The following is a 17,479-nucleotide window of genomic DNA, read 5'->3' as shown; positions in this document are numbered from 1 at the left end:
GGTACCTCGCTGTGCCCGAGATCAACCTGACCAGCGCCGACACGACGCTGGCGACCTGGCCCGAACTGTTCTCGGTCCAGGTGCGCCGGCGGCCGGACGAGGTGGCCGTGGTCTACGAGGACACCGCCCTGACGTACGCGGAGCTGGACGACCGGGCCAACCGGCTCGCTCACGCGCTGATCGCCCGCGGCGTCGGCCTAGAACGGGTGGTGGGCCTCTGCCTGCCCCGCTCGATCGACCTGATCGTGGCCGAGGTGGCCGTGCTCAAGGCCGGCGGCGCCTACCTGCCGATCGACGCCGAGTACCCGGCCGAGCGGATCGCCTACCTGCTCGCCGACGCCGCGCCGACCTGTGTCATCACCACCACCGAGCTGCAGTCCGTGCTGGATTCGGACGCCACCCCGGCACGGCTGCTGCTCGACGATCCACAGTTCCGGGCCGAGCTGGCCGACCGGCCGGCGACCGAGCCGGACGTTCCGCTCACCCCGGCCGGCGCGGCGTACGTCATCTACACCTCCGGGTCCACCGGGCGCCCGAAGGGTGTCATGGTGTCGCACGCCGGCGTCGCGAAGCTGCTGGCCACCGCCACCGACCGGCTCGCGGTCGGCCCGCACAGCCGGGTCCTGCAGTTCGCCTCGCCCAGCTTCGACGTGGCGTTCTTCGACCTCTGCCTGGGCCTGCTCACCGGCGGCCGGCTGGTCGTGGTGCCGGCCGACCGGCGGGTGCCCGGCCCGGCGCTCACCGAGTACGCCCACCGGCACGGCGTGACCTTCATGATCCTGCCGCCCGCGCTGCTCGGCGCGATGCCGGCCGACTGCGACCTGCCGGCCGGCGCGACGCTGCTGGCCGGCACCGAGCGGGTGTCCGCCGAACTGGTCGCCCGCTGGGCGGTGGGCCGGCCGATGTTCAACGCGTACGGGCCGACCGAGGTGACCGTCAACTCCACCCTGGGCCGGTGCGACCCGGCGACGCCGCCCGGCGTCACCGTGCCGATCGGCGTGGCCGACCCGGACACCTGGTGCCACGTGCTGGACGCCACCCTGCGCCCGATCCCGGCCGGCGCGGTCGGCGAGCTGTACCTCGGCGGACCGGGCCTGGCCCGCGGCTACCTGGGCCGGCCCGCGCTCACCGCGGAACGCTTCGTCGCCGACCCGTTCGGCCCGGCCGGCGGCCGGCTGTACCGCACCGGTGACCTCGTGCGCCTGCGCGAGGACGGCCAGCTCGAGTTCGTCGGGCGGGCCGACAACCAGGTCAAGGTCCGCGGTTACCGGATCGAGCCGGGCGAGATCGAGACCGTGATCGGCCAGCACCCGGCGGTCGCCCAGGTGGCCGTGGTGGCCCGCGAGGACCGGCCCGGCGACGTGCGACTCGCCGCCTACGTGGTGCCGCGCCTGGACGGCCCGGCCGCCGACGTCGCCGACGAGGCCGCGGCCGACCAGGTCGGGCAGTGGAAGCAGCTGCACGAGCTGCTCTACACCGCAGGCCGCACCGAGTCGTTCGCCGAGAACTTCACCGGCTGGAACAGCAGCTACGACGGCCTGCCGATTCCGGTCGAGCAGATGCGCGAGTGGCGCGCGGCCACCGTCGACGCCATCCTCGCGCTGCGCCCGCGCCGGGTGCTGGAGATCGGCGTCGGCAGCGGCCTGCTGCTGTCCAAGATTGCCCCGCGGGTCGACTCCTACTGGGGCACCGACCTGTCCGAGGAGGCCATCCACACGCTGCGCGGCCAGGTTGACGGCCGGGTCGAGCTGTCGGCGCGCCCGGCCGACGACGTCGACGGGCTGCCGACCGGCTTCTTCGACACCGTGGTGATCAACTCGGTGGCGCAGTACTTCCCCAGCGCCGACTACCTGCTCGACGTGCTCAGCAAGGCGGTCGGCCTGCTCGCGCCGGGTGGACAGGTCTTCCTGGGCGACGTGCGGCATCTGCGGCTGCTGCCCGCGCTGCGGGCCGGCATCGAAGCGGTCCGCCACCCCGATCCGGCCTGGCCGGCGGTCCGGCGCGCCATCCAGTGGGAGGGCGAGCTGCTTGTCGACCCCGACCTGTTCACCGGGCTGCCCGGCGTCACCGCCGCCGACATCCGGGTCAAGCGCGGTCGCTTCCACAACGAGCTGACCCGCTACCGCTACGACGTCGTGCTGCGCACTTCCGCCTTGGAAACGGCGGCGCCGGCGGAGGAATTGGCCTGGCCGGGTCCGGCCGCTCTCGCTGAGCGTCTGGCCACCAACCCCGCTCCCGTACGCGTCACCGGCATGCCCAACGCGCGGCTCACCGCCGACCTCGCGATCCTGGACACCCTCGACCCCACCGCATCGCCGGCGCCGGTCGGTCCGGCCGTCGATCCCGAGGACCTGCACCGGATCGCCGACGAGCACGGCTGGCAGGTCGCGGTCACCTGGACCGCGGGCGTCCGGGACGGCCGCCTCGAAGCCGTTTTCACCCCGCCCGGCGCAAGCTCGCCGGAAATCTATCGGCCCGCAAAGACCAATTCAGACCCCGGCGCGTACGCGAACCGCCCGGCCCCCTTCCGCGACGCCAACGCGCTGATGACCGCCGTACGCGCGCACACCCGCAGCTGGCTGCCCGACTACATGGTGCCGTCGGCGTTCGTACCGCTGGACCGGCTGCCGATGACCACCGCCGGCAAGCTCGACCGCAACGCCCTGCCCGCACCCGACTTCGCCGCGCTGACCACCGGCGGCGCCGCCCGCGACGCCCGCGAGGAGGTGCTCTGCGCCCTGTACGCCGAGGTGCTCGGCCTGCCCGAGGTGGGCGTGGACGATGACTTCTTCGCCCTCGGCGGCGACAGCATCGTCTCGATCCAGCTGGTGATCCGGGCCCGGCAGGCCGGCCTGGTCGTCACCCCGCGACAGGTCTTCCAGCACCGCACGGTCGCGGCCCTGGCCCCGGTCGTCAGCACCACCAGCACCGACGTGGTGGACGACCCGAACGCCGGCGTCGGCGAGATGCCGCTGCTGCCGATCATGGCCTGGCTCGACGAGTGCGGCGGTGAGTTCGACGCGTTCAACCAGTGGATGCTGATCCGTCTGCCGGCCGGCGCCACCCACGACGGCCTGCTGCGCACGCTGCGTGCGGTCGCCGACCGGCACGACGTCCTGCGCTCCCGCCTGGTCCGGGCCACCGCCGCCACGCCCGGCCGGCTGGTGATCGCGCCACCCGGCTCGGTCGCGGTGGACGGCTGGCTGCACCGGATCGACGCGACCGGCCTGCCGGAGTCCCGGGTCCGCGCCCTGGCCGACGACGCCGCCCGGGACGCGGGCGGGCGGTTGGCCCCCGAGGACGGCGTGATGATCCAGGCGACCTGGCTGGACACCGGCCCCGGCCGACCCGGATACCTGCTGGTGGCGGTGCACCACATCGTCGTCGACGGCGTCTCCTGGCGGATCCTGCTGCCCGACCTGGCCGAGGCCGGCGCCGCCGTCGCGGACGACCGGCCCGCCGCGCTCGCCCCGATCGGCACGCCGCTGCGCCGCTGGGCGGAAATCACCACCGCCGACGCGCACCGCCCGGACCGGATCGCCGAACTGCCCCGCTGGACCGCCCAGCTCACCGGCCCCGACCCGCTGTTCGGCGGCCGTGCCCTCGACCCGGTCGGCGACCTCTCGTCGGTGCGCCGGCTCACCCTGCGGCTGCCGGCCGACCGCACCGCGGCCCTGCTGACCAGCGTGCCGGCCGCGTTCCACGCCGGGGTCAACGACGTGCTGCTCACCGCGCTCGCGCTGGCGGTCACCGACTGGCGGCAGCGCCGCCGGATCGACACGCCGCCGGTGCTGCTCGCCCTGGAGGGACACGGCCGGGAGGAGCAGATCCACCCGGACGCTCACCTGTCCCGCACGCTCGGCTGGTTCACCAGCGTCTTCCCGGTGCGCCTCGACCTCGGGGCGGTCGACGTGCGGGCCGCGCTGGCCGGCGGACCGGACGCCGGTGTCGCCCTCAAGCGCATCAAGGAACAGCTGAACGCGGTGCCCGACCACGGCCTGGGGTTCGGCCTGTTGCGCTACCTCAACCCGGAGACCGGCGCCGCGCTGGCCGCGCTGCCCGGCCCGCAGATCAGCTTCAACTACCTGGGCCGGTTCGCGGTGGCCACCCACCAGGACACCCCGTGGACCCCGGTGCCCGGCGCGGGCGTGCTGGCCGGCGGCTACGACGCCGAGATGCCGGTGGCGCCGTACACCCTGGAGGTCAACGCCTTCACCGAGGACTATCCGGACGGTCCGCGGCTCGGCGTGACCTGGGCCTTCCCCGAGGCGCTGCTGGATGACGCGAGCGTCGCCGAGCTGGCCGAGGGCTGGTTCGCGGCGCTCGGCGCGCTGGTCGAGCACGCGGCCGGTCCGGGGGCCGGCGGGTTCACCCCGTCGGACTTCCCGCTCGTGCCGCTCGACCAGGACGACGTCGACGCGCTGGCCGCCGACGTGCCGGGCCTCGCCGACGTGCTCCCGCCGACCCCGCTGCAGCAGGGCTTCTACTTCCACGCCCAGGACGGCGACGAGGACCGCTACCAGGTGCAGCAGCTCGTCACCCTGGACGGGCCGGTGGACGCGGACGCGATGCGCCGGGCCGCGCAGGCGGTGGTGGATCGGCACGCGCCGCTGCGGGCCGGTTTCCGGGAGCTGACCGACGGCCGGGTGGTCCAGGTCATCGTGGACGGTGTCGAGGTGCCCTGGCGGGTGCTCGACCGGCCCGTGGACCTCGAGGAGGAACGGGCCGTCGAGTTCGACCTCGGCGTGCCGCCGCTGCTGCGCGCGCTGCTGGTGCGGCACGCGGACGACCGGCACACGCTGGTCCTGACCCACCACCACATCGTCACCGACGGCTGGTCGGTGGCGGTGTTCCTGCGCGACCTGCTCGCGGGATATGCGCCGCACGGCGAACCGCCGCGACTGGCGGCCGTCACCCCGTACCGCCGGTATCTGGAATGGCTGGCCGGGCGTGACCAACCGGCCGCGACCGACGCCTGGCGGACGGCCCTGGCCGGCCTGGAACCGACCCTGCTCGCTTCTTCCGCCGAGGCCGGTCCGGTCCGGCAGGTTGCCGTCGAGCTGCCGGACGCGGTCGCCTCCGGCTTCCCCTCGCGAGTCCGAGAGCACGGGCTGACCCTCGGGGCGGCCCTGCACGGCGCCTGGGGTGTGCTGCTCGGCCGGCTGAGCGGCCGGACCGACGTGGCCTTCGGCAGCACCGTCTCCGGCCGGCAGGCCGAGGTCGCCGGGATCGAGTCGATGATCGGCCTGTTCATCAACACCGTGCCGGTGCGGGTGCGCTGGCACCCGGCCGAGCCGTTCGCCGGCCTGCTGACCCGGCTCGCCGCCGAGCAGGCGGCGCTGCTCGACCATCAGCACCTCGGGCTGGCCGCGATCCAGCGGCTGGCCGGGACCGGGGAGCTGTTCGACTCGCTGGTGGTGCTGGAGAACTATCCCGACCACGCCGGCCTGCAGGATGCCGATGGCTCGGTGCGGGTCACCGACGTCTCCTTCCGGGAGGCCACCCACTACGCGGTCAGCCTGCTTGTCGCGCCGGGGCCGCGGCTGGGGCTGACCATCGAGTACGACCCGGCCCGGGTCGCACCGGCCACCGTCGAGCGGCTGCGTGTTGGCCTCGCCCGGCTGCTCGCCGCGTTCGCCGACGCGCCTGCCGGGGCGGTGGGCCGGATCGCCCTGCACGACGCGGACGAGGCCGGGCTGGCCGGGCCACGGCTGGACGTGCCGGACACCACCCTGCCCGCGGCGATCGCCGCCCAGGCCGCGCGGGTGCCCGACGCGGTCGCGGTGCTGGCCGGCGAACGCAGTCTGACCTACCGCGAGCTCGACGACCGGGCCGGTGAGCTGGCCGCCCGGCTGGTGGCGCACGGCGCCGGACCGGAGTCGATCGTGGCGGTCGCGGTGCCGCGCCGCGCGGAACTCGTCGTCGCCCTGGTCGGCGTGCTGAAGTCCGGCGCCGCCTACCTGCCGCTCGATCCGGCGCATCCGGCCGAGCGGCACGCCGCCGCGCTCGCCGACTCGGGCGCGCGCGTCGTGGTGACCACCGCCGAGCTGATCGACCGGCTGCCGCGCCTCGACGGACTGTCCTACGTGCTGGTCGGGGACCGGCCGGTGACCGGCTCGTTTGCCCCGGTCCCGGTGACCCCGGCGCACGCCGCCTATCTGATCTACACCTCGGGCTCGACCGGCCGGCCGAAGGGCGTGCTGGTCAGCCATCGGGCGATCGTCAACCAGCTGGAGTGGTCGCAGCAGCAGTTCCGGCTCGGGGTCGACGATCGGATGCTGCAGCTCGCCCCGACCGGCTTCGACACCTCGGTGTGGGAGATCTTCTGGCCGCTCTACGCCGGGGCGGCCGTGGTTCTGCCACCGGCCGATGCCGCCCAGGACCCGGCCGACCTGGCCGCGCTGATCCGGCGGCACCGGGTCACCGGGATCACCCTGGTGCCGTCGCTGGTGTCGGCGTTCCTGCTCTCCGACGAGGTGCGCGCCGACCCGAGTTGGGCGGCCACGCTGCGCTGGGTGTCCAGTGGCGGCGAGGCGCTCTCCGGGGACCTCGCGCGGCAGTGGCACGCGCTTACCGGCACCCGGCTGGACAACTTCTATGGTCCGACCGAGACCGCCGTACAGGTCACCTGGTGGCCCAACGACGGCTCGCACGGCCCGGCCGTGCCGATCGGCGGCCCGGTCGCCAACACCAGCCTCTACGTCCTGGACGACTGCCTGCAGCCGGTGCCGGTCGACGCGGTCGGCGAGCTGTACGTAGCCGGCGCGCAGCTGGCCCGCGGCTACCTCAAGGCGCCTGGCCAGACCGCGCAGCGGTTCGTCGCCGACCCGTTCGGCGCGCCGGGGGAGCGGATGTACCGCACCGGCGACCTGGTGCGCCGCGATTCCGGCGGCAACCTGACCTACGTCGGCCGGGCCGACGACGAGATCAAGGTGCGCGGAGCCCGAATCGACCCGGCCGAGATCGAGTCCTGGCTGTCGGGCCAGCCCGGCGTGGCGCAGGCGGCGGTCGCCGCGCTGGTCACCGGCTCCGGCGCCGTCCGGCTGGTCGCCGGTGTCGTGCCGGCGCCCGGCGCCCCGCGCCCGGACGGTGCGGCGCTGCTCGCCGCGGCCGGCACCGCCCTGCCGCCGGCCCTGGTGCCGTCAGCCGTGCTCGTCCTCGACGCGCTGCCCCTCACGCCAAACGGCAAGATCGACCGAGCCGCGATCGCCGCACTGCCTCTCGCGCCGAACAGCAAGATCGACCAGGCCGCGATTGCTGCGGCCGCCCGCTCGATCTCCGCCGCCGACGGCGCGCTGCCGGTGGGTGCCGCCGCCGTTGCGACCGCCCCGGTCCCCGCCTCGCCGCTCCCGCCGCGTGACGATCGGGAGAAGGCCGTCGCCGACGTCTTCGCCGCTGTGCTCGGGCTCGCCGAGGTGGAACCGGACGGCGACTTCTTCGCCCTCGGCGGGGACAGCATCCTCTCGATCGCGGTCGCCAGCCGGGCCCGCCGCCTCGGCGTGCCGATCGGTCCGCGCGAGGTGCTCACCCTGCGCACACCCCGCGCTCTGGCGGCGCACGCCGCACCGCTGCCGGACGTCGCCGTCGTGGTCGTGCCGGAGGTCGGCGACGGCGTGGGCGACGTGCCGCTGCTGCCGATCGTGCACTGGCTGCGCGACACCGGTGCGCCGATCGACCGATTCACCCTGCCGGTTCTTCTGGAAGTGCCCGCCTCGGTCGACCTGGCCCCCGTGTTGCAGGCGGTTATCGACCGGCACGACGGGCTCCGGCTGCGGCTGCGCCGGATCGCGTCGGTGCTGTGGAGCCTGGAGACCACGCCGGTCGGGACCGTCCGCGCCGACGATCTGATTCGCCGGGTCGACATGTCGGCGGACCTCGCCGCGGAGGCGGCCGCCGCCACCGACCGGCTCGACCCCGACCAGGGCGTGATGCTGCAGGCGGTCTGGTTCGATGAAGGCGACCGGCCTGGCCGGCTGCTGCTTGTCGCGCATCACCTTGTCGTGGACGGGGTGTCGTGGCGGATCCTGCTCGAGGACCTCGCCGCAGCCGCCGCCGGGACCCCGCTGCCGCCGGCCGGCACCTCGCTGCGCCGTTACGCCCAGGCCGTGCAGGCGCAGGCCCAGAATCCGCAGCGGCTGGCCGAACTGGAGCACTGGATCCAGGTCCTCGCCCCGGGCGCGGAACTGCTGCCCGGCGCCGTTCCCGGTCCGAACGCCGAGGCCCGCCGGCACACCAGCCGGCTGACCGCCGCCGAGACCCGCACGCTGCTGACCACCGTGCCCGCCGCCCTGCAAGCGGAGATCACCGACGTGCTGCTCGCCGCGCTGCACCGCAGCGTGGCCGGCTGGCGGCGGGACACCGGCCGGGACGCCGGCGGCGACCTGCTGGTCGAGATCGAACGGCACGGCCGGGAGGAGATCGAGCCCGGCCTCGACCTGGCCCGGACGGTCGGCTGGCTCACCGCCGTCCAACCGGTCCGGCTCCCCGGCGCCGCTGAGAACCTGGCCGAAACGGTCGCCCGCACCGGCGAGCGGCTGCGGGCCGCACCGGACGGCGGCCTCGGGTTCGGCCTGCTGCGCCACCTGAACGCGCAGACCGCGCCGATCCTGGCCCGGTTCGCCGCGCCGCAGGTGCTGTTCAACTACTACGGCCGGTTCCCGGCCGGGACCGGCGAGCCGTGGACCCCGGCCGGCGACGAGCTGGTCACCGAGGTCAACGGCGGGCTGGCGCTGGCCCACCTGCTGCAGGTCGACGTCGTGTGCGCCGAGACCGACCGCGGCCCGGAGTTCGTCGCCACCTGGACCTGGGCCGACGGGCACCTCACCGAGGACGACATCGCGGCCTTCGCCGACGGCTGGGCCGCGGCGCTGCGCGAGCTGACCGGCGCCGGCGCCGGAACACTTCTGTCGCTGAACAAAGACGAGGTCGCCCGGGTCCGGGAGGTCAGCCGCAATCCGGTCGGTGACATCTGGCCGCTGTCCCCGCTGCAGGAGGGCCTGTACTTTCACGCCAGCTACGACGCCGCCGCGCTCGACGTCTACACCGGGCAGGACGCCTTCGACCTGGGCTACCGGGTCGACGTCGAGCGGCTGCGCCGGGCCGGTGCCGCGTTGCTGGCCCGCAACGACGGGATGCGCGCCGGGTTCACCAGCGACGGGCTGAGCCGGCCGGTGCAGTTCGTCCCCGACGGTCTCGCGCTGCCGGTGGACGAGGTCGACCTGAGCGGCCTCGGCGCGGCCGAGTGCGCCACCGCGCTGGCCGAGGTGATGGCGGCCGACCGTGCCCGCCAGTTCGACCTGGCCGACCCGCCGCTGTGCCGGCTCACCCTGGTCCGGCTGCCCGGCGACCGGGACCGGCTGGTGGTCAGCCACCACCTGATCCTCTGGGACGGCTGGTCCGAGGAACTGTTCGTCGAGCAGCTGTTCACGCTCTACGAACGCGACGGCGACAGCACCGGCCTGCCGCCGGCCGGTTCCTACCGCGACCACCTGGCCTGGCTCGGCGGCCAGGACACCGGGGCCGCGGTCGAGCACTGGCGGGAAGCGCTGGCCGGGCTCACCGAACCGACAATGGTCGGGCCGGCCGACCGCAGCCTCGCGCCCGCCCTGCCCGACCGGCAGGCGGTCGAGTTGTCGGCCGAGCTCAGCGAGCGGCTCACGGCAGCCGCCCGGCGGCACGGCCTGACCCTCAACACCGTGTTCAGTACGGCCTGGGGCCTGGTGCTCGGCGGCCTGCTCGGGCGCCGCGACGTCGTCTTCGGGATGACCGTGGCCGGCCGGCACGGCGACGTCCGGCTGGTCGACAGCATCATCGGCCTGTTCCTCAACACCGTGCCGGTCCGGATCGCCCCCGATCCCCGGGAGACCGTCCTGGAACTGCTGGGCCGGGTCCAGGACCAGCGGATCACCCTGATGGAGTACGACCACCTCGGCCTGGCCGACATCCAGCAGGCGGCCGGGCACACCCAGCTGTTCGACACCCTGTACGTGATGCAGAACTTCGTCGACGAGACCGAGTCGGCCGACCTGCAACGCCGGCACGGCATCGAGGCGGTGGACGGCGTGGACGCCACCCACTACCCGCTGACCCTGGTCATCACCCCGGGCCGCCGGTTCCGGATCGCGCTCGACCACCGGCCGGAGGTCGTCGACGGCCGCACCGCGACCGCGCTGCTGGACCGTCTCACCGAGGTGCTCGACCGGATGGCGACCGGCCCGGACCGGCCGGCCGGCACCCTCGACCTGCTCACCACCGGCGACCGGCAGGTGCTGCACGAGGACTGGGACCGCACCCGGCACCCGGTCGGCGCCGACACCGTCGCCGACCTGCTCGCCGACCAGGCCGCCCGCACCCCCGACGCGGTGGCGCTGGTGGCCGGCCCCGATCAGCTGACCTACGCGCAGCTCGACGAGCGGGTCAACCGGCTCGCCCGGCTCCTGCTCGCCCGGGGTGCCGGGCCGGAGACCATCGTCGCGCTGGCCCTGCCCCGGACGCTGGACATGGTCGCCGCACTGTTCGCGGTGCTGCGCACCGGCGCGGCCTACCTGCCGCTGGAGCTGGACCTGCCGGCCGACCGGCTCGCCTTCCTGCTCGCCGACACCGAGCCGGCCTGCGTGCTGACCGTCGCGGCGGTCACTCCGCTGCTGCCGCCGTCGGACGCGCCGATCGTGGTGGTGGACGCGCCGGAGGTGCGCGCGGAACTCGCCGCCCTGCCCGGCGGCCCGCTCGCCGACCACGAGACCCCGTCGTTCCGCCGCGGCGACCCGCGGCGACTGGACCACCCGGCGTACCTCATCTACACCTCCGGGTCGACCGGCCGTCCCAAGGGCGTCGTCACCCCGTACCGCGGCCTGACCAACATGCAGCTCAACCACCGGGAGGCCATCTTCGGGCCGGTGGTGGCGGCGGCCGGGCGGCGGCTGCGGATCGCGCACACCGTCTCGTTCGCCTTCGACATGTCCTGGGAGGAGCTGCTCTGGCTCGTCGAGGGCCACGAGGTGCACGTCTGCGACGAGCAGCTGCGCCGGGACGCGTCGGCGCTTGTCGCCTACTGCGACGCGCACCGGATCGACGTGGTCAACGTGACCCCGACGTACGCCCACCACCTCATCGAGCAGGGCCTGCTCGACCAGGGACCGGGCCGGCACCGGCCACCGCTGGTGCTGCTCGGCGGCGAAGCGGTGCCCGAGCAGGTCTGGAGCCGGCTGCGGGACACCGACGGGGTCACCGGCTACAACCTGTACGGCCCGACCGAGTACACGATCAACACGCTCGGCGGCGGCACCGAGGACAGTGCCACCCCGACGGTGGGCACCGCCATCTGGAACACCCGGGCGTACGTCCTGGATCCGTTCCTGCGCCCGGCCGCCCCGGGCGCGCCCGGCGAGCTGTACATCGCCGGCATCGGGCTGGCCCGCGGCTATCACCGGCGGGCCGGGCTGACCGCCGAGCGGTTCGTCGCCGACCCGTACGGCGAGCCGGGGGAGCGGATGTACCGCACCGGCGACCTGGTCCGCCGGCGCCCCGACGGCAACCTCGACTTCCTCGGCCGCACCGACGACCAGGTGAAGATCCGCGGCTACCGGGTGGAGCTGGGCGAGGTGGAGGCCGCGATCAGCGGGCACCCGCTCGTCGCGCACGCCGCCGTGATCGCCGAGAACGCCGGCCCGGACGGCGCGAAGCGGCTGGCCGGCTTCCTGGTCCGCGGCCCGCAGTGGCCCGCCGGCGGCGACGACGACGTGCTGCGCCAGGTGCGTGCCCAGCTGAAGGAGCGCCTGCCGGACTACATGGTGCCGGCCGCCCTGGTCGCCCTGGACCGGCTGCCGCTCACCGTCAACGGCAAGCTCGACGTCCGGGCGCTGCCGGCTGCGACCGTGCAGACCTCGGCGGCGGCCCGGCCACCGGAGACGCCGGCCCAGTCGGCGCTGTGCGAGATCTACGCCGAGCTGCTGGGCCTGCCCGGCGTCGGCATCGACGACAGCTTCTTCGACCTCGGCGGGCACTCGCTGCTGGCGATCCGCCTGGTCAGCCGGGCCCGGACCGCGCTCGGTGCGGAACTGTCCATCCGCGACCTGTTCGAGGCCCCGACCGTGGCCGAACTGGCCGCCCGGGTCGACCGGAGCCCGGCCGGCGCCGCACTCCGGCCGCCGCTGCGACCCCGGGAGCGGCCCGACCGGTTGCCACTGTCGTTCGCCCAGCGGCGGCTGTGGTTCCTCGACCGGATGCAGGGGCCGTCGGCGGCCTACAACTTCCCGCTGACCCTGCGGTTGCGCGGTCCGCTGGACCTCGGTGTCCTGCACGACGCCCTGCACGCGGTGGCCGGGCGGCACGAGATTCTGCGTACCGTCATCGGTTCCGCCGAGGGCGAGCCCTACCAGCTGATCCTGCCTGTCGAGCAGGGCCGGCCGCCGCTGGACGTGGTGGACGACGTCGCCGCCGCCGTGGCCCGCCCGTTCGACCTGGCCACCGACCTGCCGCTGCGGGCCTCGGTGATCCCGGTCGGACCGGACGAGCACATCCTCGTCCTGTTGCTGCACCACATCGTCACCGACGAATGGTCGGACGGCCCGTTCCTCGCCGACCTCGCCACTGCGTACGCCGGCCGCCACCAGGAGTGGGCACCGCTGCCCGTCCAGTACGCCGACTACACCCTCTGGCAGCGGGAACTGCTAGGGGACGTCGCGGCCGGGCAGCTCGACTTCTGGCGGACCACCCTGGACGGGGCGCCCGAGGAGTTGTCGCTGCCGCTCGACCGGGCCCGGCCGGCCGAGCCCAGTGCGGACGGCGACGAGGTGACCGTCGACCTGCCCGCCGACGTGGTCCGCGGGCTGCGCCGGCTGGCCGCCGACGCCGGTGCCAGCCCGTTCATGGTGGCGCATGCGCTGACCGCCGCCCTGCTGCACCGGATCGGAGCCGGCGACGACATCCCGCTCGGCGCCCCGATCGCCGGCCGCACCGAGGAGGCCCTGCACGACCTGGTCGGCTTCTTCGTCAACACGCTGGTGCTGCGCACCGACCTGACCGGCACGCCGAGCTTCACCGACCTGCTCACCCGGGTCCGGGATGCCGACCTCGCCGCGTTCTCCCACCAGGACGTGCCGTTCGAGGCGGTGGTCGAGGCGGTCAACCCGCCGCGCTCGCTGTCGAGGCACCCGCTGTTCCAGGTGATGGTCGTGCACCGCAACCACCTGGCCGACGCGTTCACCCTGGCCGGCCTCGAGGTCGCCGACGAACCCCTGCCGACCACGACGGCCCGCTTCGACCTGGTGGTCGAGCTGGCCGAGCAGGGCGGCGACGCGGTGACCGTCCGGCTCACCTACCGCACCGAGCTGTTCGACCGGCCGACCGTGCGACTGTTGGCCCGGCGCCTGGTCGCGCTGGCCACCGCCGCGGTCGCCGACCCGTCCGCCCCGGTCAGCGGGCTCGACGTGCTTGTCGACGACGAGCGGGACCGGGTGCTGCGCGGCTTCAACGCGACCGCGCGTACCGTCGCCGAACTGACCTTGCCCGCCGCGTTCGCCGCCCGGGTGACCGAGAACCCGGACCGGATCGCCGTCGTGGACGGCGATCGCACCCTCAGCTACGGCGAGCTCGCCGGGCGGGCCCGGCGGCTGGCCCGCACGCTGGCGGCCCGGGGCGTACGGCCGGAGAGCGTGGTCGCGGTGGCCACCCCGAGGTCGCTGGAAACCATCGTCGCGGTCCTCGGCGTGCTCGAACTCGGCGCCGCGTTCCTGCCGCTCGACCTGCAGCACCCGGCCGACCGGCTGGCCTTCATGCTGGCCGACTCGGGGACCCGGCACGTGCTCACCACGGCCGCGGTCGCCGGGACACTGCCGGTGGTCGACGGCGTCGACGAGGTGCCGGTAGACGCCGACGACGCCTGGACCGGCCAGCTTCCGGAGGCACCGGCCGGACTCGATCACGCCGCGTACGTCATCTACACCTCCGGCTCGACCGGCCGGCCCAAGGGCGTCACTGTCACCCACGAGGGGATCGGCAGCCTGGTCGCCACCGCGGTCGACCCGATGGGCGTGACCGCGGACAGCGGGATCCTGCAGTTCGCCTCGATCGGCTTCGACGTGTTCGCGTTCGAGGTGGCGATGGCGTTCTGCACCGGGGCGCGGCTGGTGATCGCCCCCGACGAGGCCCGCACGCCCGGCCCGGAGTTGACCCGGCTGCTCACCGCGCAGGCGGTCAGTCACGCGATCCTGCCGCCGTCGCTGGTGGCCGCGCTCCCACCGGGGTGTGAACTGCCGGCCGGGCTGACGGTGCTGGTCGGCACCGAGCAGGTGCCGCCGGAGGTGATCGCCCGCTGGGCGGCGACGCTGCGGCTGTTCGTCGCGTACGGCCTCACCGAGGCGACGGTGAACTCGACCCTCTGGCGGGCCGAGCCGGACTGGACCGGTGCGGTGCCGATCGGCCGCCCCGACCCGAACACCGTCGCGTACGTCCTGGACCGCCGCCTGCAGCCGGTCCCGCCCGGCGCGGTCGGCGAGCTCTACATCGCCGGCCGGGGCCTGGCCCGCGGCTACCTCGGCCGCCCGGAGCTGACCGCGCAGCGGTTCGTCGCCGACCCGTACGGTCCGCCCGGCGCCCGGATGTACCGCACCGGCGACCGGGCCCGATGGCGGGCCGACGGCCTGATCGACTTCCTCGGCCGGGTCGACGACCAGGTGAAGATCCGCGGTCACCGGATCGAACCGGCCGAGGTGGAGACCGCGTTGACCGCCCACCCCGACGTGGCCCAGGCGGTCGTCGTGGTGGACGGCTCCGGCGACACCACCCGGCTGGTCGGTTACGTCGTCGCCGCGGCCGGCCCGGTCGATCCGGTCGCCGTGCGCGACGACCTGGCCGCCCGGCTGCCCAGCTACCTGGTCCCGGCGCTGATCGTGGCGGTCGAGGGTGCGTTGCCGCGCACCCCGAACGGCAAGGTGGACCGCCGGGCGCTGCCGGCTCCGGACTGGACCGCGCTGGTCGGCGACGCGGCCCCGATGACCGAGGTGCAGACCCGGCTGGCCGAGCTGTTCGCCGACATCCTCGGGCTTCCCCGGGTGGGCGTGGACGACAACTTCTTCGCCCTCGGCGGCCACTCGATGTCCTGCATGCGGCTGGTCGGCCAGGTGCGCTCGGCGTTCGGCGCCGAGCTGGCCGTCCGCGACGTGTTCGACAGCCCGACCGTGGCCGGCCTGGCCCGGCTCGTCGACCGGCCGTCGACCGGGCCGGCGTCCACCCAGCCCACCCTGGTCAGCCGGGCGGCGGGGGAGGAGCCCGACGGTCGGGCCGCCCCGGTGCAGCGATACCTGTGGCAGTCGCATGAGGCCGTCTCGCCGTACGGTGGCTGGGATCTGGCCTTTGTCTTCCGCGGTGTCGACCATGACATCTTCGCGGCGGCCCTCGACGAGGTGGTCGAACGGCATGCGCCGCTGCGCACGGGTTATCGCTGGGCCGGCCGGGAGCTGCGGCGGGTCGACGCCGACCGCCCCGTGCTGGAACGCCACGACGTGACCGGCGAGACGCTCGACGCCCAGCTGGCCGCGCTCAGCCGGGAGCCGGTCGATCTGACCGGCGGCCGGGCGCCGCTGCGGGCCCGGCAGCTGGGCGACGCGGTGCTGCTCACGCTGCACCACCTGGGCGTGGACGAATGGTCGGTGGTGCCGCTGATCCGCGACCTGGCCACGGCCTACGAGGCGCGACGCACCGGCCAGGCCCCGGCGTGGACTCCGCTGCCGGTCGACTACGCCGACTACACGAGGTGGGCGCACGAGAAGCTGGGCGATCCGGACGACCGCTTGCGGACCGCTCTGGCCGGCATGCCGAGCCGAATCGACCTCCCCGGCGCCCAGCCGCGACCCGGCGAGCCGGCCAACCGCAGCGGTCTGGTGCCGGTGGTGCTCGACGCCGCGGTCCACCGTGCGGTGGATGAGCTGGCCCGGCGTACCGGAACCAGCATGTTCATGGTCTTCCACGCCGCCCTGGCGGCGCTGCTGACCGGCGGGGGCGCCGGCACCGACCTGCCGATCGGCGCCCTGGTGGCCGGCCGGACCGAACCGGTCCTGGCCGACCTGGTGGGCTGCTTCCTCAACACGGTAGTGCTGCGCACCGACACATCCGGCGACCCGGCCTTCGCCGACCTGCTGGCCCGAGTCCGGGAAACCGACCTGGGCGCCCTGGACCGCCCGGATCTGCCGTTCGAAACGCTGGGGGCGGCCCCGCCCGCGGTGATGATCGTGCACCACGAGGAGGCCCGGCTGGCCCAGGTAGGCGGCATAGCCATCGACTCGCTGCCCACCGGCGCCCGGCGCGCCGACCTGACCCTGAGCTTCTACGAGCCGGCCGACGGCCGCCCGATCCACTGCGACCTGGAATACGCCGCCGACCTGTTCGACCACGAGACGGTGGTCACCCTGGGCGAGCAGTTCGGCCACTTGCTGACCGCCGCCGCGGCCAACCCCACCCGAAGCCTGACCAACCTGCACACCGAAGCCGAGAGGACAACCCGATGACCAACCCGTTCGAGGACCCGGACGCCCGCTACCTGGTACTGGCCAACGACGAGGACCAACACTCCCTCTGGCCGTCCTTCGTAGACGTCCCCGCAGGCTGGCGCATAGTTTTCGGCGAGGACTCCCGCCCGGCGTGCCTCGACTACGTCGAAAACACCTGGACCGACCTACGCCCCCGCTCCCTGCGCAACGCCATGACCACCTGAACCAAGCCCTTTTCCGGTACGCCCGCCGACCTCCACAACCGCAACCACACCCGACCGCCGCCACCCCGCGACCACCGCACAACACCGGCGCGTGCCGCGCCTCTCGCGCAACCGACCACCCATCCCTCGGGGGCTTTGCTTTGCTCACCAATACGCGCTGCTCTGCGTACCTCCGGTAAGCGCTCGAGTTCGGGCCAGTTCCAGGTCGGCCAGGCCCGCCGCACACCACGGAACTGGCCCTCGGCGGCGCCGCTGCCGAAGCCGGCGGCTCCCGCATGATGGCCGCCGCGCCCGAGTCCTAGGCCGGTGTCCCGCATCCCGAGCCCGGTCCTGCTTTGCGGACAGTGCCGCCAGCGCACCAGACGTAGCCACCAGAAAGACCGGATATGCCGGATATGCCGGATATCTCCATGGCGGCGGGCGAGGGTCGGCGCGATCTTGCGGAGCTCCTGTTAGCTCCGAGCGGTAAGTCTTCAACGTCTGCGAGCCGGAGTGGGGTCGGGAGGACCCCGATGCGGAACCGGGTCAGCACGGCAGGGGCAAACGCCCGCAGAACGCCCCAGTGCCCGGAGCGGCCCGTCTGGCGTTTACCCGAGGTGCGCAGAGCAGCGCGTAAGGGTAAGCAGTGCAAACTGTCGAACAGGTTAGTGTTTGTCCTGGTCGGCGAGGTGTGCCGGCACCCGCTGGCGGGGCGGGTGGGGGTTGGGGTCTTGGGTCGGGACCGCCCGTGGCGGGCGCGCGGAGGGTGAGTTCCGCTCAGCGGGACGGAGT

Annotated in this window: 2 protein-coding genes; both read left to right on the top strand. The window is 74.3% G+C overall.

The window, feature by feature from the left end:
• The first annotated feature begins 11 nt into the window (after nucleotides 1–11).
• Nucleotides 12–16,502, top strand: coding sequence for a non-ribosomal peptide synthetase (locus Ate02nite_RS28935; protein ID WP_203810991.1), 16,491 nt, complete (start codon nucleotides 12–14; stop codon nucleotides 16,500–16,502).
• Complete coding sequence (locus Ate02nite_RS28930; protein ID WP_203810990.1) at nucleotides 16,499–16,708, top strand: MbtH family protein; 210 nt, start codon at nucleotides 16,499–16,501, stop codon at nucleotides 16,706–16,708. The genes Ate02nite_RS28935 and Ate02nite_RS28930 overlap by 4 nt, the downstream gene beginning before the upstream one ends.
• Nucleotides 16,709–17,479 lie beyond the last annotated feature (771 nt).

The sequence above is a fragment of the Paractinoplanes tereljensis genome, from assembly GCF_016862435.1.
In the GTDB taxonomy this organism is placed as follows: Bacteria; Actinomycetota; Actinomycetes; order Mycobacteriales; family Micromonosporaceae; genus Actinoplanes; species Actinoplanes tereljensis.
This window is presented reverse-complemented; position numbering and strand designations above follow the sequence as displayed.

Bases quoted from the DNA above. Each gene is read 5' to 3' on its own strand.
- Ate02nite_RS28930 (WP_203810990.1), top strand. From the start codon at position 16,499: ATGACCAACCCGTTCGAGGACCCGGACGCCCGCTACCTGGTACTGGCC.